Annotated in this window: 28 protein-coding genes, 1 tRNA gene and 5 pseudogenes; 20 read left to right on the plus strand and 14 right to left on the minus strand. The window is 34.1% G+C overall.

The window, feature by feature from the left end; all coding sequences use genetic code 11:
- The first annotated feature begins 26 nt into the window (after positions 1-26).
- The 3 genes from dapE to trxB all read left to right on the plus strand — a co-directional run bounded on the left by dapE (position 27) and on the right by trxB (position 2,884).
- Positions 27-1,232, plus strand: a complete 1,206-nt coding sequence (gene dapE / locus AAGD89_RS05570) for a succinyl-diaminopimelate desuccinylase (RefSeq protein ID WP_341808081.1) — start codon at positions 27-29, stop codon at positions 1,230-1,232.
- A 118-nt stretch (positions 1,233-1,350) separates the two neighbouring features.
- Positions 1,351-1,950, plus strand: coding sequence for a peroxiredoxin (locus tag AAGD89_RS05575; protein ID WP_341808082.1), 600 nt, complete (start codon positions 1,351-1,353; stop codon positions 1,948-1,950).
- Positions 1,937-2,884 carry a thioredoxin-disulfide reductase gene (gene trxB, locus AAGD89_RS05580; RefSeq protein WP_341808083.1) on the plus strand — a complete coding sequence of 316 codons (948 nt, stop codon included), beginning with the start codon at positions 1,937-1,939 and terminating at the stop codon, positions 2,882-2,884. Before AAGD89_RS05575 ends, trxB begins: the two co-directional genes overlap by 14 nt.
- A gap of 54 nt (positions 2,885-2,938) precedes the next feature.
- Here the strand turns inward: trxB and AAGD89_RS05585 are convergent, their stop codons facing one another.
- Positions 2,939-4,222: an MFS transporter gene (locus tag AAGD89_RS05585; RefSeq protein ID WP_341808084.1), complete on the minus strand. Its 1,284-nt coding sequence runs from the start codon at positions 4,220-4,222 to the stop codon at positions 2,939-2,941.
- 268 nt (positions 4,223-4,490) lie between these two features.
- Here AAGD89_RS05585 and rsmH point away from each other — a divergent pair, with 268 nt between their 5' ends.
- The 12 genes from rsmH to lipA all read left to right on the plus strand — a co-directional run bounded on the left by rsmH (position 4,491) and on the right by lipA (position 12,567).
- A complete protein-coding gene (gene rsmH / locus AAGD89_RS05590) occupies positions 4,491-5,432 on the plus strand; it encodes a 16S rRNA (cytosine(1402)-N(4))-methyltransferase RsmH (RefSeq protein WP_341808085.1) in 942 nt (313 codons plus the stop codon).
- Between the two features lie 59 nt (positions 5,433-5,491).
- On the plus strand, positions 5,492-5,719 hold the full coding sequence (locus AAGD89_RS05595; RefSeq protein ID WP_341808086.1) for a hypothetical protein: 228 nt from the start codon (positions 5,492-5,494) through the stop codon (positions 5,717-5,719).
- 89 nt (positions 5,720-5,808) lie between these two features.
- Positions 5,809-6,249, plus strand: a complete 441-nt coding sequence (gene iscU, locus AAGD89_RS05600) for a Fe-S cluster assembly scaffold IscU (RefSeq protein ID WP_341808087.1) — start codon at positions 5,809-5,811, stop codon at positions 6,247-6,249.
- Positions 6,250-6,255: 6 nt separating this feature from the next.
- Positions 6,256-6,705, plus strand: coding sequence for a HesB/IscA family protein (locus AAGD89_RS05605; protein WP_410541846.1), 450 nt, complete (start codon positions 6,256-6,258; stop codon positions 6,703-6,705).
- Positions 6,698-7,156 carry an iron-sulfur cluster co-chaperone HscB C-terminal domain-containing protein gene (locus tag AAGD89_RS05610; protein WP_341808936.1) on the plus strand — a complete coding sequence of 153 codons (459 nt, stop codon included), beginning with the start codon at positions 6,698-6,700 and terminating at the stop codon, positions 7,154-7,156. Before AAGD89_RS05605 ends, AAGD89_RS05610 begins: the two co-directional genes overlap by 8 nt.
- Positions 7,134-8,897: an Hsp70 family protein gene (locus AAGD89_RS05615; protein ID WP_341808089.1), complete on the plus strand. Its 1,764-nt coding sequence runs from the start codon at positions 7,134-7,136 to the stop codon at positions 8,895-8,897. The genes AAGD89_RS05610 and AAGD89_RS05615 overlap by 23 nt, the downstream gene beginning before the upstream one ends.
- 48 nt (positions 8,898-8,945) lie before the next feature.
- Positions 8,946-9,707 carry a DsbA family protein gene (locus AAGD89_RS05620; RefSeq protein ID WP_341808090.1) on the plus strand — a complete coding sequence of 254 codons (762 nt, stop codon included), beginning with the start codon at positions 8,946-8,948 and terminating at the stop codon, positions 9,705-9,707.
- Positions 9,708-9,768: 61 nt separating this feature from the next.
- Positions 9,769-10,059, plus strand: a complete 291-nt coding sequence (locus tag AAGD89_RS05625) for a hypothetical protein (RefSeq protein WP_341808091.1) — start codon at positions 9,769-9,771, stop codon at positions 10,057-10,059.
- Between the two features lie 174 nt (positions 10,060-10,233).
- Complete coding sequence (locus tag AAGD89_RS05630; RefSeq protein WP_341808092.1) at positions 10,234-10,830, plus strand: TIGR02217 family protein; 597 nt, start codon at positions 10,234-10,236, stop codon at positions 10,828-10,830.
- A gap of 256 nt (positions 10,831-11,086) precedes the next feature.
- Positions 11,087-11,284, plus strand: coding sequence for a hypothetical protein (locus AAGD89_RS05635; protein ID WP_410541847.1), 198 nt, complete (start codon positions 11,087-11,089; stop codon positions 11,282-11,284).
- 113 nt (positions 11,285-11,397) lie between these two features.
- Positions 11,398-11,700 (plus strand): 50S ribosomal protein L28, encoded by a 303-nt coding sequence (rpmB, locus tag AAGD89_RS05640; RefSeq protein WP_341808093.1) that lies wholly within the window; start codon positions 11,398-11,400, stop codon positions 11,698-11,700.
- Positions 11,701-11,703: 3 nt separating this feature from the next.
- Positions 11,704-12,567: a lipoyl synthase gene (gene lipA, locus AAGD89_RS05645; RefSeq protein ID WP_341808094.1), complete on the plus strand. Its 864-nt coding sequence runs from the start codon at positions 11,704-11,706 to the stop codon at positions 12,565-12,567.
- A 180-nt stretch (positions 12,568-12,747) separates the two neighbouring features.
- On the opposite strand, the pseudogene AAGD89_RS07330 reads toward lipA, so the two are convergent.
- From AAGD89_RS07330 to ychF, 4 genes and pseudogenes are all read right to left on the minus strand, one after another.
- Positions 12,748-12,978: pseudogene (locus tag AAGD89_RS07330) on the minus strand (hypothetical protein); the annotation flags it as partial.
- Between the two features lie 129 nt (positions 12,979-13,107).
- Positions 13,108-13,224, minus strand: a pseudogene (locus AAGD89_RS05660) (IS630 family transposase); the annotation flags it as partial.
- 50 nt (positions 13,225-13,274) lie between these two features.
- Entirely contained in the window at positions 13,275-13,556 is a 282-nt protein-coding gene (locus AAGD89_RS05665; protein ID WP_341808096.1) for a hypothetical protein, read from the minus strand.
- 97 nt (positions 13,557-13,653) lie between these two features.
- Positions 13,654-14,748, minus strand: coding sequence for a redox-regulated ATPase YchF (gene ychF, locus AAGD89_RS05670; protein WP_341808097.1), 1,095 nt, complete (start codon positions 14,746-14,748; stop codon positions 13,654-13,656).
- Positions 14,749-14,860: 112 nt separating this feature from the next.
- Between ychF and AAGD89_RS05675 the strand changes: the two genes are divergently transcribed.
- Positions 14,861-16,381: a hypothetical protein gene (locus AAGD89_RS05675; RefSeq protein ID WP_341808098.1), complete on the plus strand. Its 1,521-nt coding sequence runs from the start codon at positions 14,861-14,863 to the stop codon at positions 16,379-16,381.
- 258 nt (positions 16,382-16,639) lie between these two features.
- Here AAGD89_RS05675 and AAGD89_RS05680 read toward each other — a convergent pair.
- The 7 genes and pseudogenes from AAGD89_RS05680 to AAGD89_RS05710 all read right to left on the minus strand — a co-directional run bounded on the left by AAGD89_RS05680 (position 16,640) and on the right by AAGD89_RS05710 (position 20,604).
- Positions 16,640-17,462 (minus strand): annotated as a pseudogene (locus AAGD89_RS05680) (transposase family protein).
- Positions 17,463-17,480: 18 nt separating this feature from the next.
- Positions 17,481-17,771, minus strand: a complete 291-nt coding sequence (locus AAGD89_RS05685; RefSeq protein WP_341808099.1) for a DUF6444 domain-containing protein — start codon at positions 17,769-17,771, stop codon at positions 17,481-17,483.
- Between the two features lie 125 nt (positions 17,772-17,896).
- Positions 17,897-17,987, minus strand: a tRNA-Ser gene (locus tag AAGD89_RS05690).
- Positions 17,988-18,211: 224 nt separating this feature from the next.
- A pseudogene (locus tag AAGD89_RS05695) lies at positions 18,212-18,379 on the minus strand (IS5/IS1182 family transposase); the annotation flags it as partial.
- An 80-nt stretch (positions 18,380-18,459) separates the two neighbouring features.
- A pseudogene (locus AAGD89_RS05700) lies at positions 18,460-19,291 on the minus strand (transposase family protein).
- Between the two features lie 133 nt (positions 19,292-19,424).
- Positions 19,425-19,688 (minus strand): P44/Msp2 family outer membrane protein, encoded by a 264-nt coding sequence (locus tag AAGD89_RS05705; RefSeq protein ID WP_341808100.1) that lies wholly within the window; start codon positions 19,686-19,688, stop codon positions 19,425-19,427.
- A gap of 412 nt (positions 19,689-20,100) precedes the next feature.
- The gene (locus AAGD89_RS05710) at positions 20,101-20,604 is read right to left on the minus strand and encodes a P44/Msp2 family outer membrane protein (protein ID WP_341808101.1); all 504 of its coding nucleotides are present in this window, start codon (positions 20,602-20,604) and stop codon (positions 20,101-20,103) included.
- A 225-nt stretch (positions 20,605-20,829) separates the two neighbouring features.
- Here AAGD89_RS05710 and AAGD89_RS05715 point away from each other — a divergent pair, with 225 nt between their 5' ends.
- Both AAGD89_RS05715 and AAGD89_RS05720 read left to right on the plus strand, forming a co-directional pair.
- Positions 20,830-21,141, plus strand: coding sequence for an HNH endonuclease signature motif containing protein (locus tag AAGD89_RS05715; RefSeq protein WP_341808030.1), 312 nt, complete (start codon positions 20,830-20,832; stop codon positions 21,139-21,141).
- 161 nt (positions 21,142-21,302) lie between these two features.
- Positions 21,303-22,106, plus strand: coding sequence for an ankyrin repeat domain-containing protein (locus tag AAGD89_RS05720; protein ID WP_341808102.1), 804 nt, complete (start codon positions 21,303-21,305; stop codon positions 22,104-22,106).
- Positions 22,107-22,184: 78 nt separating this feature from the next.
- Here AAGD89_RS05720 and AAGD89_RS05725 read toward each other — a convergent pair whose 3' ends face one another.
- On the minus strand, positions 22,185-22,415 hold the full coding sequence (locus AAGD89_RS05725) for a hypothetical protein (protein WP_341808103.1): 231 nt from the start codon (positions 22,413-22,415) through the stop codon (positions 22,185-22,187).
- A 285-nt stretch (positions 22,416-22,700) separates the two neighbouring features.
- Here AAGD89_RS05725 and AAGD89_RS05730 point away from each other — a divergent pair, with 285 nt between their 5' ends.
- Together AAGD89_RS05730 and AAGD89_RS05735 are read left to right on the plus strand one after the other, a co-directional pair.
- Positions 22,701-22,991 (plus strand): XRE family transcriptional regulator, encoded by a 291-nt coding sequence (locus AAGD89_RS05730; protein ID WP_341808104.1) that lies wholly within the window; start codon positions 22,701-22,703, stop codon positions 22,989-22,991.
- 276 nt (positions 22,992-23,267) lie between these two features.
- The gene (locus AAGD89_RS05735; RefSeq protein WP_341808105.1) at positions 23,268-24,188 is read left to right on the plus strand and encodes an Rpn family recombination-promoting nuclease/putative transposase; all 921 of its coding nucleotides are present in this window, start codon (positions 23,268-23,270) and stop codon (positions 24,186-24,188) included.
- Here AAGD89_RS05735 and AAGD89_RS05740 read toward each other — a convergent pair.
- Positions 24,087-25,325 carry a hypothetical protein gene (locus AAGD89_RS05740; protein WP_341808106.1) on the minus strand — a complete coding sequence of 413 codons (1,239 nt, stop codon included), beginning with the start codon at positions 25,323-25,325 and terminating at the stop codon, positions 24,087-24,089. The two genes, AAGD89_RS05735 and AAGD89_RS05740, sit on opposite strands and share 102 nt — an antisense overlap.

The following is a 25,325-nucleotide window of genomic DNA, read 5'->3' on the forward strand; positions in this document are numbered from 1 at the left end:
AGCAATATCAGTGTTTCAAAGTTGACATGAAAATTGACCCTGTAGAGTTAACTAAGAAATTAATTTCCTTTGAAAGCATAACACCACAAGATGGCGGAGCAATAGAATATATAGCAAAAATCCTCAAGAAAAGTGGTTTTGATTGCAAGATTTTAGAGTTTGGTGATAGCGTAGTTAAAGTTAAAAATCTCTATGCAAAATATATAAATGGAATACCAAATCTATGTTTTGCTGGGCATGTTGACGTTGTGCCGCCAGGTGAGTTAAAGAACTGGACATCAGATCCATTTAAGCCAGAAGTTAGAAATGGAATGTTATATGGAAGAGGGGCAGCTGATATGAAAAGTGGAGTAGCTGCGTTTATTGCTGCTATGGTAAACTTAATTTCAGAAAAATTTCGATTTAATGGTTCAATAAGCACATTGATTACCAGTGCAGAAGAAAGCACAGAAGAATATGGAACAAAAGCAGTCTTAGAATGGATGGAAAGCAAGCAAAAAAAGATAGATTATTCCATAGTTGCCGAGCCAACCAGTGATGAGAAGCTCGGGGATACCATAAAAATAGGCAGAAGAGGTTCTTCAACATTTGAATTAATGTGCTACGGAAAACAGGGGCATGTTGCTTACCCAGATTTAGCTGATAATCCAATATATAAAATTATATCTATATTAAGTAAAATAAAAAATACTACCTTTGATCTTGGTAACAAATATTTTCAACCTTCAAATTGTGAAATTACCACCGTAGATGTTGGAAATAATACTGGCAATTTAATACCTGGTTTAATCACTGCACGTTTCAATATTCGGTATAACAATGAACAAACGCTAGGTGGCTTATATAAGCTTGTTGATACAATGTGCTCCAGCGTTACTAGTGATTATAAGCTCTCTATGCATAGCAGCAGAGATGTTTTTCTGTCTGTTCCCGATAGAAATACTGATATTATGTTTGATGCGATAAACAAAGTTACCAATGTTGATGCTATGTTCAGCACAAGTGGTGGTACATCGGACGCTGCATTTATCAAAGGTTTTTGCCCAGTGATTGAATTTGGTATGATCAATAAAACTGCACATCAGGCAAATGAATGCGTAGCAGTAAATGACATACACAAATTAACAGCTATATATAAGGAATTTATAGAAAATTATTTTAATCCCACTAATAGGGTGGTTGGTCAAATCAATGTAATAAACAATATATCCGGCGGTCCATTGTTAGCTTAGCTATATATTGGTATCAAGCCAGTTGAAGAAATTTTTACAGTGTTAAAACTAAAGAAGGCTTGCATACAAATCCATCGAGGTGTAAAATCACAGTTATTTTAGAATGAATAGGTTAGTTATGAATCTTGTGACAAAATCTGCTATCGATTTTATTGCTCCTACCGTCCTTTCTGACGGGAAAGTTGTTGATGACTTCTGTCTTAGCAAGCACGTAAAAAATAAATATGCTGTTCTTTTTTTCTATCCACTTGACTTTACCTTTGTCTGTCCAACTGAACTTATATCATTGAATAATAAAATAAGCGAATTTGCAAAACGTAACGTTGAGGTTATAGGAATAAGTGTGGATTCAAAATTCTCTCACAGTCATTGGCGTAAAACTCCAATTAAGGAAGGCGGTATTGGTGAAATTAGTTATCCTTTGGTTTCTGACATAAAGAAGTCTATATCAAGGGATTATGGGATTTTATATGATGATTCAATTGCACTTAGAGCTACTTTTATAATAGATGAAAAATTTATTGTACGTCATCAGTCAACAAATGACTTACCTCTGGGACGTAGCATTGATGAACTTATTAGGACTATTGATGCAATTGAACATAACAAAGAACATGGTGAAGTCTGCCCAGCAGGATGGAAAAAAGGCAAGCCAGCAATGCAAGCAAGCGATGAAGGAGTAGCTGATTATCTTAACTCTCACAGTGAAGAGTTATAAATTGAATACAAAAGTTTTAATCATTGGCTCTGGAGCAGCAGGTTATTCTGCTGCTATATATGCAGCGCGTGCAAACTTGGAGCCAATTGTACTAACGGGAATGCAGCCTGGTGGCCAGCTTACAATCACTACAGAAGTTGAAAACTATCCTGGTTTTGTGTCAATACAAGGCCCAGAACTAATGGAGCAAATGAGGTTGCATGCAGAAAAGGTTGGGGCAAAAATAGTAAATGATGAAATAAAAAGTGTTGAGCAGCTTGAAGGTTCTAATGAATATCAATTTAAGTCTTTTGGCACTTTTAATAATTACCATTCTAATTCAGTTATAATTGCAGCTGGTGCACAAGCAAAATGGCTTGATTTAGAAAGTGAAAAGAAATTTCAAGGTTATGGAGTTTCAGCCTGTGCAACTTGTGATGGTGCATTTTTTAAGAATAAAGTCGTAGTTGTGGTCGGTGGCGGAAATACCGCTGTTGAAGAAGCAATATTCTTAACTCGCTTTGCTAAGCAAGTTATATTGATACATAGACGCAATACACTAAGAGCAGAAAAAATAATGCAAGACCGACTCTTCAAGAATGAAAAAATAAAAATTATGTGGAATCATGCTGTGGAAGAAATACTCGGAGAAGAAAATCCAAAGAAAGTTACCGGCATAAGAATTAAATCAACCGAAACTGAAAGTATTCAAGAAATGAAGGTAGACGGAGTATTTATTGCAATTGGACATGCACCAAATACAGGTATTTTTAAAGGTTTTATTGATATGGATGAACAGAGCTATATAATTACTGAACCTGGAACAACTTTAACTAGTAGGCCAGGAGTATTTGCTGCAGGTGATGTTCAGGATAAAGTGTATCGTCAGGCGGTGGTTGCAGCTGGAACAGGATGCATGGCTGCACTTGATGCGGAAAAATTTTTACAAGCTTAATTTGTGTAAAAAGCCAGCGCTAGCTCTTGACTTTATTTAATCATATTCTACAGTTCAGTTCCTCCGGGTTCCATCCTCTGCTATTTTGCTTTTTGGATGATTTGAAGAATGCTCTTCTTTTCCTTGAATTTGCAATATAGCAATAAGTCCAATTGATGCACAGAAAATCATGTAAAAACTAGCTGAAGTTCCCTGTCCTGTAACCTTAATAATTGTTGTGCATATAAACGGTGCAAGACCACCAAAAAATCCAGCGGCTATATTTCTTGATAAACCAAATCCACTATAGCGTACCTTTGTTGGAAATAATTCACACATCAGCGCGCTGACAGGACCAAGCGATGCAGCTATTGGAATTATAAAAAGAATGTGTGCCATGATGGTTTGTAAATAATCACCACTACGTAACATTGAAAAGACAGGATAGCTCACTATTATAAAAGCTATAAATGCAAATTTCATGACTTTTTCTCTTCCGATTCTGTCAGAAAGTATTGCAAACAATATTGCCAATCCTCCGAGCGCAATTTGGCTGAGTATTTCCACTATGTGGTTAAAATGAGTACTTATTGTTGATACTTTCTCCGTAAGCACACTGAAAAATACTAGATATATATAAAGGGATGAATTTTCAACTATGTCCACTCCCACTGATATCAGAAAAGGCTTTTTATAATTGCTTAATAACTCTTTTAGTGGCAGTTCGGATGGTTTTTTTTGTTTCTTATACTCTGGGCTTTCGTCAAGTATATATCTCATGTATATGCTGACTAATCCCATTCCTAAACTGAAAATAAAAGGTAGCCTCCATCCCCAAGATTCAAAATCAGATACTTTCTTGCATATTAATACCACTATAAGACTTAATATTGACCCCAAAATTGCACTTAAAACTTCGATGCTTCCAAAAAATCCTTTTTTATTTTTTGGAGCATGTTCTATTAAAAACGGTGCATTTCCTGCTTCACCACCAAGAGATATACCCTGCAGTAACCTTAAACAAACTAGCAATATTGATGCAAGTATTCCAATATTTTGATAGCCTGGCACAAAAACGATTAACACGGTTGATAGAGTCATCAATATAATCGAGAGCAATAAAGCAACTCTCCTTCCATGTTTATCGCCAATGTGACCAAATATAGCAGCTCCAATTGGCCTCATTAAAAAACCTACTGCAAATACTCCAAAAGCCTTTAATACACTGGTTAATTGGTCATCTGATGAAAAAAATACACCACCAATTATGTTGACTAAATGACCAAAGAGCATGTGATCGTACCACAATAAAGTGTTACAAATCAAACTTGATAGTATTACTTTGGTCACTTGCTGCATAATTTTCCTATAGCCAGTTTGATATTATATGTAAAAAAAAATGTGAACTTTATATGAATATTATATTAACAATATAAGTCTTAATATTTTATACTATTGACTATATTCAGTATTTTCTTATTATTGCCCACATAACCCCATAAAGATATCGTATTTTGGTGAGAAGATCTATATACGCAAATAAAAAGGCAATTCGGTTATCATTCAGCATCCTCTTTTCTGTCATCCCAGTGTCCTCTACTCAGATGACACCTTTTGGGCTACTTGGATGACCCATACTCCAGTTTTATTAAAAGAGATGTTATCACTACTATCACCACAAAATGGCAAGATATATATTGATGCTACGTTTGGAGCTGGGGGATATAGTAATGGTATATTGGCTTCAGCAGATTGCAAAGTACATGCAATTGATAGAGATGAAGCTGTTACTCAATTTTATGACGATCTGAACACTAAATATCCGGACAAAATAAAGCTTTTCATTGAAAAATTTAGTAATATTAAAAGTATACTAAGCAGTATTGAACCATCTTCCGGCATACCATTACTTGATACTGGAATGACATCAAACAGAGTGGCTGAAGGTATAGATGGGGTGGTCTTTGACATTGGAGTTTCATCTATGCAGCTTGACAACGGAGATAGGGGATTCTCATTTTTGCACGATGGTCCACTTGATATGAGCATGGATAATTCTTCTCATATAAATGCTTCAACGTTTGTCAATGCTTTGCGTGAGGAAGAAATTGCAAGTACTATATATAATTACGGAGGCGAGCGTCATTCTCGCAAAGTTGCAAGAGCGATAGTAAAGGCACGAAAGAAAAAACTTATCAAAACTACATTTGAGCTCGCAGAAATTATACGTTCTGTGGTGTTTCGTGGAAAAAGCAAAATCGATCCTGCAACCAGAACATTTCAGGCAATCAGAATATGGGTAAATGACGAACTGGGTGAACTGGAAAAGGGTATTAAAGCTGCATCTGAAATTTTAAACAAGAATGGTAAATTAATTGTTGTCACCTTTCACTCGTTAGAAGATCGTATAGTCAAAACTTTTTTTAGAGATTTATGTGAGCCAAAGTCTGCTGATAGCAAGAAATTTTCGCTTTTAAATAAAAAAGTAATAAAAGCAAGTGAAGAAGAAGTAAAAGCAAATCCACGTTCGCGTTCAGCAAAACTAAGAGCTATAGAAAGGTTGTCATGAAAACTTTCTGCATCGTTTCAATAGCTCTGTTTTTTCTTAGCATTATAGGACTATTTAAAGTGAAACTACACGTTCAGTCATTAAATAGAGAGCTAATAAAAATAAAAAATGAAATTAATTTAGTACAAAGTGATATAAAAGTTTTGCAAGCCGAGTGGAGTTATTTGAACAATCCAAAAAGACTTGCAAGCCTTGTAGAAAAATACCTAAAAAGTAACTCTTTGATACTTACTAGTCAGGTAAAAAACCTTAACAGTGAGTTGGCACAGCTTAAAATTCCAGATTAAATTAGCTAGAGCTAACTCAAATATAATTTATACTTTGGCTTTCAGCCTAAATGTGTTATAATATAAGGTAGCGGTTTACAGGTAGTTTTATGAGTTATAATGAGAAAATTTTAGATCATTACGAAAATCCAAGGAATGTTGGCTCTCTGGATAAAAACGACCCAAACGTTGGCACTGGATTAGTTGGCGCACCATCATGTGGCGATGTTATGAAGCTACAGATAAAAGTCAATGAAAAAGGTATTATTGAAGATGCAAAATTTAAAACTTTTGGTTGCGGTTCTGCGATTGCTTCAAGTTCCTTGTTAACAGAAATGATAAAAGGAAGAACTATTAGTGATGTTACACAGATAAAGAATACTCAAATAGTACAAGAGTTATCTTTGCCTCCAGTCAAGATACACTGCTCAGTTCTTGCTGAAGATGCTATAAAAGCTGCTATTCATGATTATCAAAGCAAACAAAACAAGAGTGATGATGAAGGATATGAATCGGAAGATGAGGAAAATAATTCTACAGTAATTAACTAGGTTGTAATGAGTGAATGCTTGAAAGAAAGTGGGGTTACAAAAAAGAACAAAGATCCTATCACTATAACAGATAGGGCCCTTGGTAGGGTAAGGTATTTATTGGATCAGAAAGATAATACCAAAAAAAATACTGAAGAAAGTGATGAAGGATATGAATCTGGGGATGATGAGGGATATGAAAAGGCAATTGGTATTAGGGTGTTAATTAAACAAAGAGGATGCTCTGGTCTAAAATACGACATTGAATATGCATATGATATTCGTCCTTTTGAGTCGGTAATCGAAGGAAGCTGCAGTGATGGCCACAAAGTTAAAGTACTAATTGATCCAAAATCTCTAATGTTTATGCTTGGTTCTGAAATGGATTATGTAGAAGAAAAATTTTCATCAGGTTTTATTTTTAAAAATCCCAATGAAAAAGGAAAATGTGGCTGTGGAGAAAGCTTTCATGTCTAGCAACTATTTTGCGTTATTTGAAATTGAGCCAGCTTTCAATATCGGCATTGATCAGCTAGAGAAGAAATACATTGAGCTAAGCAGGACTGATATAAATGAAGGGCAATCTAAAAACATAATGAATATTAACAAAGCTTATCAGGTGCTAAAATCACCACTAAAACGTGCTGAACACTTGCTGGATTTTTTTGATGTAAAAAGTCAAAATGACCACCCAAATTCTGAAACATTGAATGAATCTATTGAGATAAGGGAATATCTATTGGATTGTGACGACCTTCAATTTGCAAGTAGAATGATCGACAAAAGAATAAAAGAATGTATTAAAAATCTAACTAATGCTTTCGCTAAAAAAAAAAATAATGAAGCTGCCAAACAAGTTTTAAGATTAAAATATTTATACAAGTCATTTGAGGAGGTAAAGAAAAATGCAGCCAATTCAAATTTCTGAGCCAAACAGACATAACCCTGATAAAGTAGTTTTTGGGATAGATCTTGGGACTACCAACTCTTTAATTGCCATGGTGAACAAAACCGGTAATCTGGAAATATTTAAAGATGAGCAAGGAAGAGAGCTACTGCCTTCTGTTATTTCATATGAAAATAATACGTTAAAAACCGGCTATGATGTAGATACAAAAGCAATCTACTCAATAAAACGACTAATGGGTAAAAGCATTGAGGAATTGAATAAAGAGACTATCAATTTTGAAATAGACCACGAAAGTGGAAAAGTTATCAGAGTAAAATGTGCAGAGGAGAAATATCTCACTCCTGTTGAAATTTCTGCTGAGATATTAAAAGCTTTATGCGTAAGAGTAAAAAAATCCACAGGTCTCAGGGTACAAAAAGCGGTTATCACTGTGCCAGCCTATTTTGATGATTCAGCGCGTAATGCAACTAAATATGCGGCAAAGCTTGCTGGCATAGAAGTGCTTCGTCTTATTAATGAGCCAACTGCTGCTGCGCTTTCTTACTCCATTGAAAAGAATAACAATAGCGGAATATATGCAGTTTATGATTTGGGTGGAGGAACGTTTGATATTTCGATATTGAAATTACACCACGGGGCATTTCAAGTTCTTGCAGTGGGCGGTGACACTAAACTCGGTGGTGATGATTTTGATCATTTGCTAAGTTCAATAGTGCTTAATAAGTATAGAGAGAAAGTAGGCAATAATTCATCGTTGGATGATTCTGAAACTCATTTGTTTTCTTCCTGGATTCCAGTGTCAGCTACTCGAATGACACCACCTGCTACGCAAACCACCTACAAATTAGAACATGAAGTACATGGCGCTGGAGTCTACAATATACGTACTGTAAAGGAATACCTGAGTGAAAACGCTTCAGGCACTTTTGAGTTTAATATTAATGGTGAGTTATTCAAATGTGAAATAACTAGAGAGGAATTTGAACAGGCAATCCGGTCTTTAGTTAATAGAACTATCGACATAGTAAACCGTACTATAAGCGATATAGATCTTAAGATTGAAGATATAAAAGGAATAATTTTAGTTGGTGGTGCAACCAGAGTACCATTAGTTAAAAATTCATTAACTAAACTTTTTGGAAATAAAATACTGAGTGATGTCAATCCAGATAAAGCAGTTGTGAGTGGTGCAGCTTTGCAGGCTCATTATTTAACTTCCAATCTAAAAGATAAGAATATTCTTCTTGATGTTCTGCCATTATCGCTTGGCATAGAAACTATGGGAGGCATAGTTGAAAAAATCATACCACGAAACACTCCATTGCCGGTTTCAGAAATAAAAGAGTTCACAACTTACGTTGATGGGCAAACAGCAATGAAAGTTCACGTTTGTCAGGGAGAGCGTGAGATGATAGGTGACAATAAGTCGCTTGCACAGTTTGAGCTTAAAGGCATACCGCTACTACCTGCAGGCTATGCAAGAATTGAGATAGAATTTACAGTGAATGTAGATGGAATACTGACTGTCAGTGCCAGAGAAAAAACCACGGAAATTGAGCAAATAGTTGAAGTGAATTCAAGTTTTGGCTTAAGCGAAGCTGATATTGAAAATATGGTTAACCAATCAATAGAGCTCTTTGATGAAGACATAAAAGCTCGTTCCTTTGCAGAATCTAAAGTCAGAGAAAATAAATTAAAAGACTTGATTGAAAGCAACAGCAATCTCCATTCTGATACACAAAAGAAAATTTTAGTTTAATTGAAAGTAACCCGTGATATATTATTTATAAGTTTTCAAATAGGTTGTATGTCTAGAATATCTTTTTTATTGATTTTGATCATAGTAATAGCAAGTTTACCAATAATAAACAATTGGCTTTCAAGCCGCAGTCAAATGATGAGTGATGATTATATAGGTGAAAGATTAGATAATTATATAAGTAAAAATTTTGATAAAGTTGTAAAAACCTTTCAAGAGCAGTCAAATAAAAGCAACCAAACAGCTCGTGATAATGTGGCCAAAAGTAAGATATCACAATATAAAAATGAGATATTTGACTTAACTTATCCTCACTCTGGAAATAAAAATGGCAGCGTTATGGTTGTAGGCTTTTTTGACTATTCTTGTGGATATTGTAAAACTATAAAGAACGATATAAAACAATTAATTAATGACGGTAAAGTTAAATACATCTTTAGAGACGCTCCAATGCTCGGTGATAATTCTTTAAAAGTAGCAAAAAGTGCTTTAGCAGTTCATTTTATTGATAAAGAAAAATATTTCGACTTCCATTATGCTGCCTTAAATCATAAAGGAGCATTTTCAGATAGTGATATATTGGACATAGCGCAAAGTATAGGAATTAATGAGGATGATTTTAATAATTCTATAAAAAATAATGCGGGTAAAATCGGGGAAATGATAAATAGCAGCAAACTTCTAGTGAGAGACTTGGGTGTAGGTAGCGTACCTTTTTTAATAATTGGTGATAGCCTGTTCGTAGGAGCTACTGATTTAAGTGTATTGCGCAGGAAAGTAGATGAATTAAGCAACAAGCAAAACGAATAGACTATTTAATAGATTCGCAATTAATTTACCATAAAGTTTTTATTTTTATGGAGACCCAATAATGATTGACCACGAAATAGAATCTCAGTACACCGATTATTGTAATGGTGTTGTTAATAAGTGTGAAGAACGTTACAAAGAATGCGAAAGACTTCATGAAGAATTACAACAGAAACATGATGAATTACAGCAGCGGTGTAATAGGCTTTATGAGAATTTCTCTAAATACGCAACAGAATTAGAAAAAGCTAATCAAACATTAAAAGAAGGTAATCAAAAATTGCAGCAGAAATATGATAAGCTTCATAGTATCTGTGATAATTATTATCAGTCACATGTTTTTAATGGCTAAACAAGAATTATTATATACCTCTATAGTTTGACAATAATCCAAGCGCTTGACTCTGTGATCCAATAAAAATATATGGATTTCAGCGTTACACGCTGGAACGACAACTATATTTATCAACTCACCATACTAAATTTTATATACACATTTCAATTTTATTTTTATAAGGAGGCTTATATGTCATTTACAGAAATTAGATTTTCAGAAGATATATCTTACGGTTCAACAGGAGGGCCAGAATTTTCTACTGATATTGTAATGACTCATAATGGTCGTGAACAGCGCAACATTAATTGGTCAAATGCACGTGCTAAATATAATATAGCTTATGGAGTCAGATCAAACGAGCAATTACTAGAATTAATAACATTTTTTCACGCAAGAAAAGGGAAAGCTATAGGATTTCGCTTTAAGGATTGGTCAGATTTTATAGTGAGCGATCAAGAAATTGGAATAGGAGATAATCGACAGACAATCTTCCAATTGGTTAAAACTTATATAAGTGGCGAAGACAAACATGTTCGTGTAATCAAAAAGCCAGTGCAAGATAAAGTAAAAATCTACTTAAGTGGCAAAGAAGAGAGTGAATATTCAGTGAATTATTCAACTGGAGAAATAACATTTATAAAGCCGCCAGTGAACGGGGTGGTAATCACTGCAAGTTTTGAATTTGATGTGCCTGTACGCTTCGATACAGATTACTTAAATTCTTCTATTGATAACTATGGAAGTAACAGTTGGAACAATATTCCATTAGTGGAAGTGAAACTTTAATCAGAGACCCCCTGCGAAACAACGCGAAGCAAGTTGCTGATAAAATGTATCCGTTCAGGGAGCGGTAAAAGTAAATAGACAAGATATGCTAAAAAGGTAATCATAGAGTAGCTGTGAGGTGATATGGTTGATCTTTTAGAATTTTGCAAAAGTTTAAAGCAGACGATAGAAAAGTTACTCAGGAAAAAAGAAAACGACCCGACCACCAGTAGATAGTATAAAATATGCTGATTCTGGGTATCAAGGTTGGCAAAAATTGCAGAAAAACGTTGTGATTCCGCCAAAACGAAACCGAAAAGTGCAAAGATACTATGATGAGCATATCTATAAAGAGCGGCATTTGATCGAATGTTTCTTTGGCAAAATAAAAAATTTTAGACGGATTTTCTCCCGCCTCGATAAAACTGCTGAAGTTTTTATGGGATTTTTGAATTTTGTTGGGGCACTTATATAGTTACTTTAAAATTTTGTCCACAGGGCCTAGTATAAAAATTAGGCAGAGAGAGTATTGACTTTTTTACGATATAATGTAAATTGAAATCATAGAACAACTTGGGTAACATCAAAGTGAGTAGAATTTGCGAATTAACAAATAGGAAAAAGTCTTTTGGTAATAAGGTATCACATTCAAACCGTAAAACAAAACGTACCTTTCTTCTGAATTTACATAAGGTCACGTTGATGAGTGAAATATTGAATGAAAAATTCAGTTTTCGCATTGCAACAAGAACTTTGAGAACCATAGATTATAAAGGTGATCTGGATGCTTTTCTGCTTAACACAAGAACAATTAAATTAAGTGAAGAAGCACAAAAAATCAAAAAAAGATTAAAAAAAGTTTTAGCAAAGCAGCAAGCCGTCTCATCATAAGTTATGCACAGTAAACCTCAGTGGCTCAGAGCAAAAGCTCCAACCGGTGAAGTATTTAACGAAACTTTAAACATTGTTAAACTGCATAACTTGCATACAGTGTGTGAGGAAGCTGCGTGTCCAAATATCGGTGAGTGTTGGAATAAACGCCATGCTACCGTGATGATTCTCGGTTCTGTTTGCACTCGTGCTTGCGCATTTTGCAATGTTGCAACTGGAATTCCCGATAAATTAGATCCCCATGAGCCAGAAAATCTTGCGAAAGCTATAAAAAAGTTGAACTTAAAGCATGTGGTCATTACCTCTGTTGACCGCGATGATTTGCCAGATGGCGGTGCAAATCAATTTATAAAATGCATAGAAGAAATTAGAAAGACAAGCCCTGAAACAACTATAGAGATTTTAACTCCAGATTTCTTAAATAAGGAAGGAGCGTTTGAAGCAGTTGCTGTTGCTTCGCCGGATGTTTATAACCATAACATCGAAACAGTGCCAAGACTATATGCAAAAATAAGGCCACGGGCTCGTTATTTTCATTCTTTATATTTACTAAAAATGGTGAAGCAAATTAATCCTAAACTTTTTACGAAGTCCGGGTTTATGGTTGGTCTTGGAGAAACAAAAGAAGAGATATTTCAAGTTATGGATGATTTACGTAGTGCCGAAGTTGACTTCATTACAATTGGCCAATATTTACAACCAACTCCAAAGCACGCAAAACTAGATAGATATGTAACTCCAGAAGAATTTGAACACTATAAATATATTGCTTATTCCAAAGGATTTTTAATGGTTGCATCAAGTCCACTAACTCGCTCCTCATATCATGCCGAAGAAGACTTTAAAAGACTTAAAGTTTATCGTTAATATTTAAGTAATATAGCTGAGATAAGTAAGACTTCTCAACGTCATACCACGAATAAGTTCACAGCTGTACGAACATCCCGTAAAGCGACAAGTCAAGTGCTAAACATCAACTAACGGTAGATCCGCTGCGAAGCAGTGTTGGACTAGCTAAAACATGAGATAACCCAAAAGTAAGGTAAGTTAAAACCCATACTGCAAATTCACAATTCCGGCAATAATATTAAATCTCAAGTTGTATTTTTTCTGAAAATTGCGGTAGGTGTGAGCCAGCATATTTTATACTATCTACTTGCAGCATCCTCTCCTGCTTTCGTATCCTAAAATCATGCATTCGGCTCTATGCGACTTCGAAATCGACAGAATTTGCCCATTTTCCTCAATCACAATTTCGGTTTTTATTGTGGTCGTTTTCACCTACTTTCCACCTTTTCGCAGGGGGTCTATTTTTTAGTCTTTTTCACCTGTTTTTTGCTTGTTTTGCAGGGGATCTAGTTTCTTTCATAACTGGAATCCATCATATGGATTCCAGTGTTAGTGGCTATAAAAATTCTGCCTGCCGGTTTTTACTTTTACCTGAGTGCGGATACCTTTTCTGAATTACCCATGTCCAATTTTTGAATGTATAGCAAATCTCGACTCATCGCAGAATATTCTTTCGATACTTGTTTCATATTCCCTAAAAACCAAAAATCCTTCTATTCTGAAGATTAATTTTTTGATGCCTCCACTAGAAATTTTAGCACATTGTCACAGTCCGCAGAAACAACTAATTCTAATAGACTAAGACGTTTTATCGTGCTGATCTTAAAGTACGGCTTGGAGAACTCAAAATTCACATTTAATTGAAAAGAATTCTGTTCCCATATAGCATATGCATCTGAATCTTCTTTTTGTAATATATCTTTTATTTTGTCAATTACATTAGAACTATTCAGATCTGGAATAGCATTTACTTTTTTTAATATTTGTTTTAACTTGTCCTCATGCATAATTTCTTTAATTTAAGATATATAGTTTAATTATTATATATTTCGGCATAAAAATCAAGTTTATTTTTAAACATTATTTAAAATATTAATTAATTAGCTATACATTAAACCTAAAGTGCATTATGTCTCCATCTTTAACAACGTACTCTCTGCCTTCAAATCTCATTTTGCCTGCATCTTTGCAAGCTGATTCATTTCCATATTTTATATAATCTTCAAAACTTATCGTCTCTGCTTTTATAAAGCCTTTTTCAAAGTCAGTGTGAATTACCCCTGCAGCTTTATCAGCTGTTGACCCTATTTTCACTGGCCACGCTCGTGCTTCCTTGGGACCTACAGTAAAAAAAGTTATCATATTTAGCACTTCATACATGATGCGTGCAATTGAATCCAACCCTGACTCTTGCAAGCCAAATTCTGATAAAAAGCTCTGTTTTTCCTCTTCACTCTCAAGATTTGCAATATCTGCCTCGAGTTTTGCTGAAATACAATAAAATTTACTTTGATTTTCCTCTGCCATTTTTTGCACTTTTTTAGATAGCTCGTTGCCAGTTATAACATTCGTATCTTCAACATTGCAGACGTACATCACAGGCTTTGTTGTTAGCAGTTGAAGCAATTTCATTTCTTCTGCGTCCTGGTTTTTTAAGCTTCTTGCAGGTTTGCCAGATTTTAGCGCAGTAAGCACCTCTTGCATTAAATCAAGTTGCTTCTTCAGTTCTTTATCACCTTGCTTTGCTTTTTTTTCCATCTGCGGCAGCCTTTTTTCTATGCTATCAATATCAGCTAGAATCAACTCCATTTCCACCACTTCAGCATCTGAAATTGGATCTATTTCATTATGTACATGAGTGATATCATCATCGGCAAAACACCGAAGCAAGTGAACAATAGCGTCAACTTCTCTAATGTGGCTTAAGAATTTATTGCCAAGACCTTCTCCTTTACTTGCACCCTTCACAAGACCTGCAATATCAACAACCTCTAATTGATTGTAGATTGACTTCTCTGAGCCAGCAATTGCTGCAATCTGCTTTAAGCGCGAGTCTTTTATTGCCACTTTGCCCACATTTGGCTCTATTGTGCAGAAAGGGTAGTTTGCAGCTTCAGCAGCACTTGACTCTGTAAGCGCGTTAAATAAAGTTGACTTTCCAATGTTTGGCAATCCCACTATACCACAGTTAAAACTCATATTTGCTATGTAAAGCTATAACTATTGCACGATTTAAAAGTTTTTGCTATACTTAATTAATTAACCATTAGTTAACACTTTTATTAAATAATAATAAATAGCCTATATATGTATGAAGGTAAATGTTATGAATCTAGAAAACTTACGAAAAATCGAAAGGAAAACCATTAGGGATGAAGGAAATTTTGAATTAAAAACTGCTTTGATGCAAATCTTCAAGGCTTTAAGTTGGTTGTTTGATGGCAGGCAGAATGTTTTTAGAGAAGATATAGTATATGTAGCAGAAAGAGAAAGTAGAAAATTCGGGTTAGAAGGTAGATATAATTGGAGGAAGGTTTTTGGCAGTGTAAAACAAAATGATCAAGTTAAACCTCAGAATATATCTTCTAGCAATCAAGTAGTTAAGAAACATAACACTGTGGGAGATGGAAATTGCCTTCTTCATTCTATATTTGGTACTAATAATTTTGGTGCATATAAAACTGATAAAGCTCAAGAAATGAGGGAAGAGTGGCATAAGTTTTTAAGTCAGTTTGAGTCATTAGGTGATCCAAGAATGCCAGAAGCTTTAAAAGATCAGCTAAAAACTTTTTTTCAGAGTTTACTGAATAATCCTGATGAATTAAATAATAGACCGGAGTTAAGAAGATCATGCCAGGAAATAATAAAAAAGGTTGGTCAGGTTTTAGAAGATAGCAGAAAGAAAATTGAAGATTTAAAAAATGCAATTGCTGGAAAATTTAGTGTAGATAACGAGTTTCAAAAACAACTTTATGAAGTAATGAAAAATATTATTGAAGAGCGTAATGCTAGGAGCCCAAATAATAAAAAAGAGTTTTATGAAATAGACACTTTTATCAGAAATAAAAATAAGTTGCTAGAATATATTGGAGAAGATGTAGAACGTTGTGCATCTATATTTGATCCAAGCATTACTAAAGAAAGATATAAAAACGAATATATTACCAATACTGATAGCGTAATGGAAACATTTTTTAATGATAAAGGTTTTTATGATGCATATAGAAATAGTATAAGTCAGCAAGGCTATTTTATTTTTCGCGATGAAATTCCTATGTTAGCATCCTTAGCTAATATTGAAATCGAAGTTTTTTCCCAAAATAATACACGTAGTGAAATAATTAAACCAAATCCAGAAATGATAAATAAAGGTTACGAGAGAAATCAGCAATTATGGGGTAATAAAAAGCAAGAAACGATATATCTTGGAGCAAACCATTATTCTAGAGCTGAAGTTGTAGTGCAAGATAAATCTATACCTTTATTGGATCCAAAATTAGCAAAACAACATCAAGAGCAAGAAGATCGCAAATTTACAGAAAAATTGCAACAAGAGGAAAGTGATCGTCAATTAGCAATAAAGCTTCAAAAGCAAGAGATTAGCTCATTCATGAAAAATGCTTTTATGATGGAAAATATAAAAAAGACTTTTAAAAAAGATGCCCAATGCTATGTAAATAAATTGTCAGAAGAGATAGTTCAGAGAGGGGGTGCTAATCGTCTTGCAAGTGAGAGTATGAAAGCTTATTTAAAGCCAAGTTGTAGTATACAAGCAGTAAGATTAACTCCTCATCAACAGCATATACAACAAACAGTAGGGAGTGTTAAATAAACCATGCTTGTCAAGTTAAGGAAAAGTGAGAGGAAAGTTGACGGAGAGAAGGAAAAAATAGGGTATAAGTCCTCTTAAACTTATCAAACAAAACAAGAGAACTTATAATAAGCAAAATAACTAATTTATCGAAAACTCTCAACGAATTTTTTAATGAGAAAGCAGATGAAATATCAATTACAACAGTAGACCCCCTGCGAAACAACGTGAAGCAAGTTGCTGATAAAATCTGGTAAGAAATCCCCAGCCCAAAAATTATTAAAAACTATGCCTCAAATTCACAATTCCTGCTATAATATTAAATCTCATGTTGTATTTCTTCTGAAAATTGCGGTAAACATTTGACATTATTTTGAAGATTTTTATCTCGCGAATCTTATTTTCCACACGCATCCTGAACGATGCCAGCTTTCGATTATGCTCCTTTTGCACCTCCGTTAGTGGTTTTTTACGGTATTTTTTGTACGGAATCACAACGTTTTTCTGCAGTTTTTGCCAACCTTGATACCCAGAATCAGCATATTTTATGCTATCTTTGGGCAACAATTTTTCCTGTTTCCTTATGCGAAAATCATGCATTCGACCTCGATGTGACTTTGAAATCGACAAAATTTGCCCATTTCCCTCAATCACAATTTCGGTTTTTATTGTGGTCATTTTTTTCTTTCTGGAATAAGATTTTTTACGTTTTTTTGTGTCTTTTGGCCGCTGTATCGGCGTCTGCTAAAATTTTTAAAATCCTTTCTGGCGTCAGCGTTCTATCCTTTTTTATAGTAATTTTTTTGGCCAATAATGGCTCCATTTTTTTCAAAAGTCGGCAAATATTTGAGTTGTGCAAATTAAACAAAAACCCTAAAAATGGATGCGTTATGTACGTTCTGTAATAAATTAGAACACATAAAATCCTGTCTTCTAGCTCCTCAACATGCGATTTTCTTCCGTGACATTTCTTTTTCGCCTCCATTTTTTCCCACTCTGGACGCACTTTTTCCACTATTTTTTCAAATTCTTCTGTTGTCAGACCCGTTAATTGCCTGAAAATATACTGGGTCTTTGAAACTTTTGCATAACTTATTGCTATTTTACTCTTCTAAAATTTTCATTTTATACGCTTTTTAATGTTTTTCACCTGTTTTCTACCTTTTCGCAGGGGGCTTATTAACTCTCGCTTGTGCCCTTCATGTCCTGAGCACCCTGGGTTCTTATCGCTCTTCTTTTTTGCCTTTTTGCAATATACATCTTGCGATGGTGGTAGAGATGAGTTTTTTGAATTTAAACCCAGCTTGTCTTGCAATTCTATTATTCCCTTCCTAAGATTTTCTATCTCCATTTTGAGATTGGCACTTTCTGACTCCAACACCACAATCTTCTCTTGTAGCACCTCTATCATTCACCCCTCTTTACTTGGCTTACTCTCTCTACACCCTTATGCTATTTTTGTAAATCTCTTTTTATACGTGTGAACAGCTACTAGAAATCTGCGAACGGTTGCGAAAATGGTTCAAATACACTAAACGGAAGGAGAGGGATTCGAACCCTCGATACGACTTTTCAATCGTATAACGGTTTAGCAAACCGCCGCCTTCAGCCGCTCGGCCACCCTTCCAGCTTTTTATTATTTAAGGCAAACAACTTTTATGATACCAAGAGCTCTGTAACCTGTCTAATGCTTTTTATCAACACTTATGTATAACATTACTTTTATATTCATGTTTTAATAGATTTTGCAACAATTTTCTACTTGGTAAGTTGGCAGTGTAACCGTTCACGTAATGGCGTCAACTTAAGAGCCTACATTAGCAAACTCTCCTAGGCCCTGTGAACAAAATTTTATGAGAGCCATATAAGTGCGCCAACGAAATTCAAAAACCCCATAAAAACTACAGCAGTTTTATCAAATCTGGAGAAAATCCGTCTGAAGTTTTTGATTTTACCGAAAAAACACTCGATCAAATGCCGCTCTTTATAAACGTGCTTGTCATAATCTCTTTGCACTTTTCAATTCCTTAGACCCCCTGCGAAACAATGTGAAGCAAGTTGCTGATAAAATCTGGTAGAAATCCCCAGCCCAAAAATTATTAAAAACTATGCCGCAAGTTCACAATACCTGCAATAATATTAAATCTCATGTTGTATTTCTTCTGAAAATTTCTGTAAATATTTGACATAATCTTAAAAACATTGATCTCGCGAATCTTATTTTCCACACGCATCCTGAACGATGCCAGCTTCCGATTATGCTCCTTTTGCTCCTCCGTTAGTGGCTTTTTACGGTGTTTTTTGTACGGAATCACAACGTTTTTCTGCAGTTTTTGCCAACCTTGATACCCAGAATCGGCATATTTTATGCTATCTTTGGCCAACAATTTTTCCTGTTTCCTTATGCGAAAGTCATGTATTCGACCTCGATGTGATCTTGAAACTGACAAAATTTGCCCATTTCCCTCAATCACAATTTCGGTTTTTATCGTGGTCATTTTTTTCTTTCTGGAATAAGATTTTTACGTTTTTTTGCGTCTTTTGGCCGCTGTATCGGTTGCTCCGTGACATCTGCTAAAATTTTTAAATCCTTTCTGGAGTCAGCGTTCTATCCTTTTTTATCGCAATTTTTTTGGCCAATAATGGCTCCATTTTCTTCAAAAGTCGGCAAATATTTGAGTTGTGCAAATTAAACAAAAACCCTAAAAATGGATGCGTTATGTACGTTCTATAATAAATTAGAACACATAAAATCCTGTCTTCTAGCACCTCAACATGCGATTTTCTGCCATGGCATTTCTTTTTAGCCTCCATTTTTTCCCACTCTGGACGCACTTTTTCCACGATTTTTTCAAATTCAGATGTTGTGAGCCCTGTCAATTGTCTAAAAACATATGGTGTTTTTGCTATTTTTACGTAACTTATTGCCATCTTCCCTCTTCTAAAACTTTCATTTTACATGCTTTTTAGTCGTTTTTACCTACTTTCTACCTTTTCGCAGGGGGGGCTAAGGAAAATCAACGCTTGCAGATACTTCTCAAGTGCTTGAAAGTTTTAAAGAAAATTAAAAATGATAACTCACTCCAATTTCTATGCTGTTCTTACTTCTGCATATTGTTGGTATTAGTGAAACTGTATTAAAGTTGCTATAACCAAAAAAGGCTTTTGTATTTTTAGTTAAGGTATAGCTAATACCTATTTTTCCTTGGTATGCTAAAATTGGAAGGAAACCTTCTTCTCCCTTGTCTTCAAGCATGCCAAACCCTCCACCAATTGCACTATATAACACAAAAGGTTTTGTATCCATATTGTAGTAAAAATTTATCATACCTATGTAATGATATAATTGAAGTTCATGTTGGACTTCAGAAGCCCTTACATTTTCGATCAGGTTTTCGCTAAAGTAAATGAGCTCATATTCAAACCTACTGTTGTAAGTAGCTTAGCCCAAAGCGATACTATTCAAATGGTAACTAATGTTTTCTATTTCATTTTGATATTCAGACGTTTTTACACTTTCAGAGAGAACCTGTTGATGGCTGAGATTAATGTAGAAATTTTTCTCTTGTTTTTTTCCACAATCTTCTAAGTTTAAATGTTCAGCGGCAAAGCACGTTGCATGTATAATTAACATACTAAGTGCGCAATACCTACATAAAAAAAGAAAATTCATATTAAAAATTATAACTTATTCCAATACCTATGTTATGCTGAACAATTTGATGAAAGACTGCAAATTGCTAGAGATAGCGGTAATCAATAGAAACTTTCATTTCAGGAGCGATCTGATAGTCTATACCACATTTACATTGATAAGCTAATATTGGCAGGGAAATATAATAATCATTTAATTTGTCTTCTAATATACCTACTTCAACTTTTGGTATTATGCCAAATCCCATTCCGATTCCCAAATATGGTGTAAAGGGTATATTTTCAATGTTGTATTCATATTGGAAATTCGCTATCCCTGCATATGTATACAAGATATCGCTATTATACTTCACTCTGGAGTTAATGACTTCAAACTCAGATCTTATATTATTTTGATTATAACCTAATGCAAATCCACCAAAAAACGCAAAGTCTTTTTTACTGATTGTTGGCTCCTGCTTTCCATTTAACGTAACTGTTTCTAATTTAGCAAAGAGTACTTCACTATAAAACAATTTTACATAGCTTTTTTTATAATCTTTAGTTGAGCAAGCATAGCAACTTTCTATAGCAGTTAGTGTGAACAACATTAGACATAACTTTAGCATTTGATAAAATGAATGCTTTTAATATACTGACATTAGCATATTAATATTAATTTTTTAACTATGACTCTAAAAACTCAGATTTAAATGAATGCTTATCAATATCTTAGAATGCTTTGGAGATGGGCGGTACGTAAACATCCAAATAAGGGAAGATGCTGGATAAGGAAAATGTACTTTAGAAAGTATAAAAACGACAATTGGAGGTTTATGACAAGCAATGGAATATATCTTATCAAATACGCAGACCATGCTATTAAGCGGCATGTCAAAGTGATTGGATCCAAATCCCCATATGATGGAGATTGGGTATATTGGGGTAAACGTTTAAGTAAGGTATCAGACAAGCCATCACGAGTAATAAAGCTTCTGAAAATGCAAAAAGGTAGATGTGATTATTGTAAATTATATTTTAGATCTGATGACGTTATAGAAGTACATCACCGGGACGAAAATAGAAGCAATAACAACATTAAGAATTTAGCCATGATGCATGGACACTGCCATGATTGCTTACATTAAAAGTATGTATGACAAACACCAAATTACAGAGGAGCCGGATGATGGGCAAACTATCAAGTCCGGTTCTGAAGTCAAGGGGAGAAGGGTGACTTTCTCTCCTTAGATAACACGTTTGCCGCTGTAAACTTGGATATTAGAACATTTAATAGTAGAGGGATTAAATGAATGTAGAAAAAAAGTTGAGTTCTTTATCTAAAAAATTTAATAGATACCAAAAGTTTAAAGTTATCTTATATATTATTTTTAGTAATAAATTTGGTGCTCTATGTCTACATTTTGCTGCTCAGTACAATTTGCATCAGGTAGTATGTTTCCTTATCAAAAATGGTGTAGATATCAATACACATGATGGTGATGGTAACACTGCCTTGCATTTTGCTGCTAAGAATGGTTACTTAGATATTGTGAACACTCTTATCAAGTATGGTACAGATGTTAATGTTTACAATACTAAATTTGATAGACCTCTACACTTTGCTATACAAAATGGATTTGAGGAGATAGTGCAAACTCTGGTAAAAAATAACGCCAAAATAGACTGTAAAGATAAAGGAGGTCACACCCCTATGCATTTGGCAGCTAAGAATTGCTATAATGAAACTTTAAAAATACTTATTAAAAATCAAGGATACATTGATTCTCTAAATTTTGATGACAATACGCCCTTACATATCGCAATATCAGGCAACTGTGAAAGTACTGTAGAGATTCTGTTACAACATAAAGCAAGTGTAAATGCAATAGGCCAACATGGATGCACACCTCTACATATTGCTACAATTAATAATAATAAGGGAATGGTAGAAATGTTACTAAAGAAAAATGCTAACCCTCTTCTTGAGATTAATTTTAAGGGCAGCAAAGGTGTTACTCCACTGGACATAGCAACCTTAAATCACAATGAAGAGATTGCTCAGTTGTTATTAGGTTATGCATTGAAGTTTCAAATAGTGTCAAAATCTTAGTTTTTCTATGTTAAGAAACTTAATTTGTTTAGCATTTAAAAAAAATCAACTATGAGCATTTCTTTTTAAATGCTTTTCCTAGTCCTTACCACTAAGTACTGCATGGCGTAATTCTTGTATTAAAACTAGTCGGTTAACTTCTTTATCATTTTCAAATAGATCCTTTACCAGCGTTTTTTCTTCAGACAGTTCATATGAAGTTTTGCCTTTTTTGTTCTTTATAAAAAGATTTGCGTTGTAATTTAGTAATAGTTTTACAACCGGTACATTCTCCAGCAAGATTGCTTTGTATAATGGGTGTGTTGCCATTGCTACTACATTCGTTTGGATCAGCCCCATTTTCTAATAATGACTTTACTCTACCTAAATCGCATGTACTACTTGAAATAGTTTTGTATAACTCGCACTCAAAAAATAGTGTATCACTAAATTTGCCTATAGAAATTCCTTTCAGTGTTCTTATTATTTTCTTTAGCTTTTTTTTCCACATGCTCACAGGATACCTCCATTTATAGCATTTTTCCAATAATTTATGATGGATTTATGTAGAGTTTCTGCTAATTTCATGTTAATTTTGATATAATAATAAGATGAATGGAAATAATAAATGTTACTAAAGCTCATACAAAAGAAATATTGGTGCAAATGATCAATCAAATAATAGATGATAATCGGTGGAGTAGTAAGGAAGTCGCACATATATTACAGACAGCTCTTGCAGACATTTCCCGTATCAGAAATTCAAAACCTGCAAATTTTTCATTAGCGAGACTTTTAACTTTTTTAGTGAGATTAGATTACAAGGTAACAATTTCAATTAATACTAAAGAAACTATAAAGCAAATTGAATATTTCGAACTTACAGTGACTTCTGCCTTAACATAAAATCATGCAAAAATGAAAAATTGATGTGTTGAGATTTTAGATGCATTTATAGAGGAGATAGTAAAAGATAAGATAATTTGACCAGCAAAGCTTAAAGTTGCGTTCTAAGGGCATATAAAACAGTCCGTTTAAAAATGAATACACTTTATACTTTAATTTAGGTATGATTTTACTGCTATAATAAGAACTATAGCCAAAACAAACTTGCATTATAAAGTATTGAATATTTCTCAATAATAATGTACAATTAACGATGCTTTTTTAGGTACCTTGATCATGGCTATTTCTAAGTTTCTAGACGTTCGAAATGATATAGCCTTTCGCCGTATCTTTGGTACTGAAAAAAATAAGGACATTCTGATCCATTTTCTTAACGACATCTTGCTAAATGATACATTAGCGCCGCTGGAACTGAAGCAAATTCAGGAAGTAAAATTTCTAACTACCATTCAAGATCCCGATATTGCTGCTAAAAAACAAAGTATTGTTGATGTTTTATGTAGGGATATTAATGGAACCCAATACATAATTGAGATGCAGGTCGCTAAGACAAAAGGTTTCGAAAAACGTGCTCAATACTATGCTGCTAAGGCCTATGCAACCCAAGCTGATAAAGGTGATCAGTATTACAATTTAAAAGAAATTATCTTTATTGCTATTGCAGACTACATGGTATTTCCAGGAAAGGCTGGATATTTATCTTATCACTCCATTCTTGATATGAATACTTATGAAAACAACTTAAAAGACTTCTGCTTTGTATTTATTGAACTGCCAAAATTTCCAAAGACTAAAGAAGATCAACTGAGCAATATAGTCGAAAAGTGGGCTTACTTTTTTAGATATGCTGCTGAAACAAGAGAACATGATTTAGAAAGAATAATAGGAAGTGATGAGATTATTAAAAGAGCGTATACAGAGCTAGACAGATTCAATTGGTCAGATGTTGAACTTAGAACTTACGAACAAGAATCAAAACGCCTTCTTGATGAACAAGCTATCTTAGAACAAAAACTTGATGATGCTACTGAAAAGGGCATCCAAATCGGCGAGGAGAGGGGCGAAAAACAGACTAAAATAGTAGTGGCAAAAAACCTACTTAAGGCTGATGTTTCCATTGATGTTATCTCCCACACAACAGGCCTTTCTGTAGATGAAATTGCACAACTTCAGAAAGACAGATTGATATCTTTGTGACTCTTTTGATTGATTATTTATTGTTACATTACTTAAATAATGATTAGGATTATCATCTACTTTGCTATTATTCTCTGACAGTTGGCTTTTCTGCTTACTACTAATTACAGCAGTCAAAAGATATTTTATTAATTGCTTCATAGAAAACTTAAGCTCTGGGCTACGTTTTTGTTCTGCCTCCTTAACTTCTCGACTTGAACCTTTCAAAGGAATTGCTTTAGTTGCTTGCACTACCTCTTTTACATTTTTGCTATTTTTTAAGTTATCAAGGTATTCTCTAGCTGTCATGCTTACTTCTTTTTTATCTAAACAATCCAGAAATTTTTCGCTATTTAACTTCATATTAGCATTAATAAGCAACGGTACGCTACCTTTTACATTAATTTTAGTTCCGAAGTCATATAATTGTACTCTGGATACTTTTTGACTGTTAATTTTAATCACACCAAGCTCTTTATCTTGTTTTGCAAGAAGTTGTCGTTCTGTTTGTATTTCTCTTGTTAAGGTTTGCTTATCTTTATCAGCTAATAGGTCATTAGCTTGATTAACATTAAAGTGTTCAATGAGAAAGCTTTTTTCTCCCATTTCATAGCCAGCAAATTCTATTCCTTTCTCCACAACTTGCATAAGCTGATCAACGCTTTTTAGCTCAGAAATAAATGCCGCATTGCTATCAAAATACGCGTAATTATCACCTATTCTGTAAATGGCTACAACATGCTTACTTGTTACTAAGTGAAGAGCAAAATCATCATCAATTTCAGCTATATAATTTGACAAATCACTAAGCATTTTATAACTCCTACTATGAGTTAAACTTGAAGGCAAAGTGCTTGTAACACAATCTACCTGCTCTTCAAAATTACTAAGCAGCTTACTAAAAGTAAAAGCCTCTTTTTCTTCCTTTCTAGATATCTGCTTACCTTGAGCTATACGCTCATAAATTTCAGTTGAAGTTTTTAGAGTATTCAAAAATGATTTGTCTTTGTATAAAGATAAAGCTTGAGATAAACCACGGGTAATTGCTACACATTTACCATTAACATTAACTCCTCGCTTTTCAAAAGAAGGCAAATAAAGGCCTTGTCTTACTAACTCAATAGATGCATTTGGAAAGCTGCTAGATACAAACTGCAA

Origin of the sequence: Wolbachia endosymbiont (group E) of Neria commutata, from assembly GCF_964026735.1 — a bacterium.
Classification (GTDB): domain Bacteria; phylum Pseudomonadota; class Alphaproteobacteria; order Rickettsiales; family Anaplasmataceae; genus Wolbachia.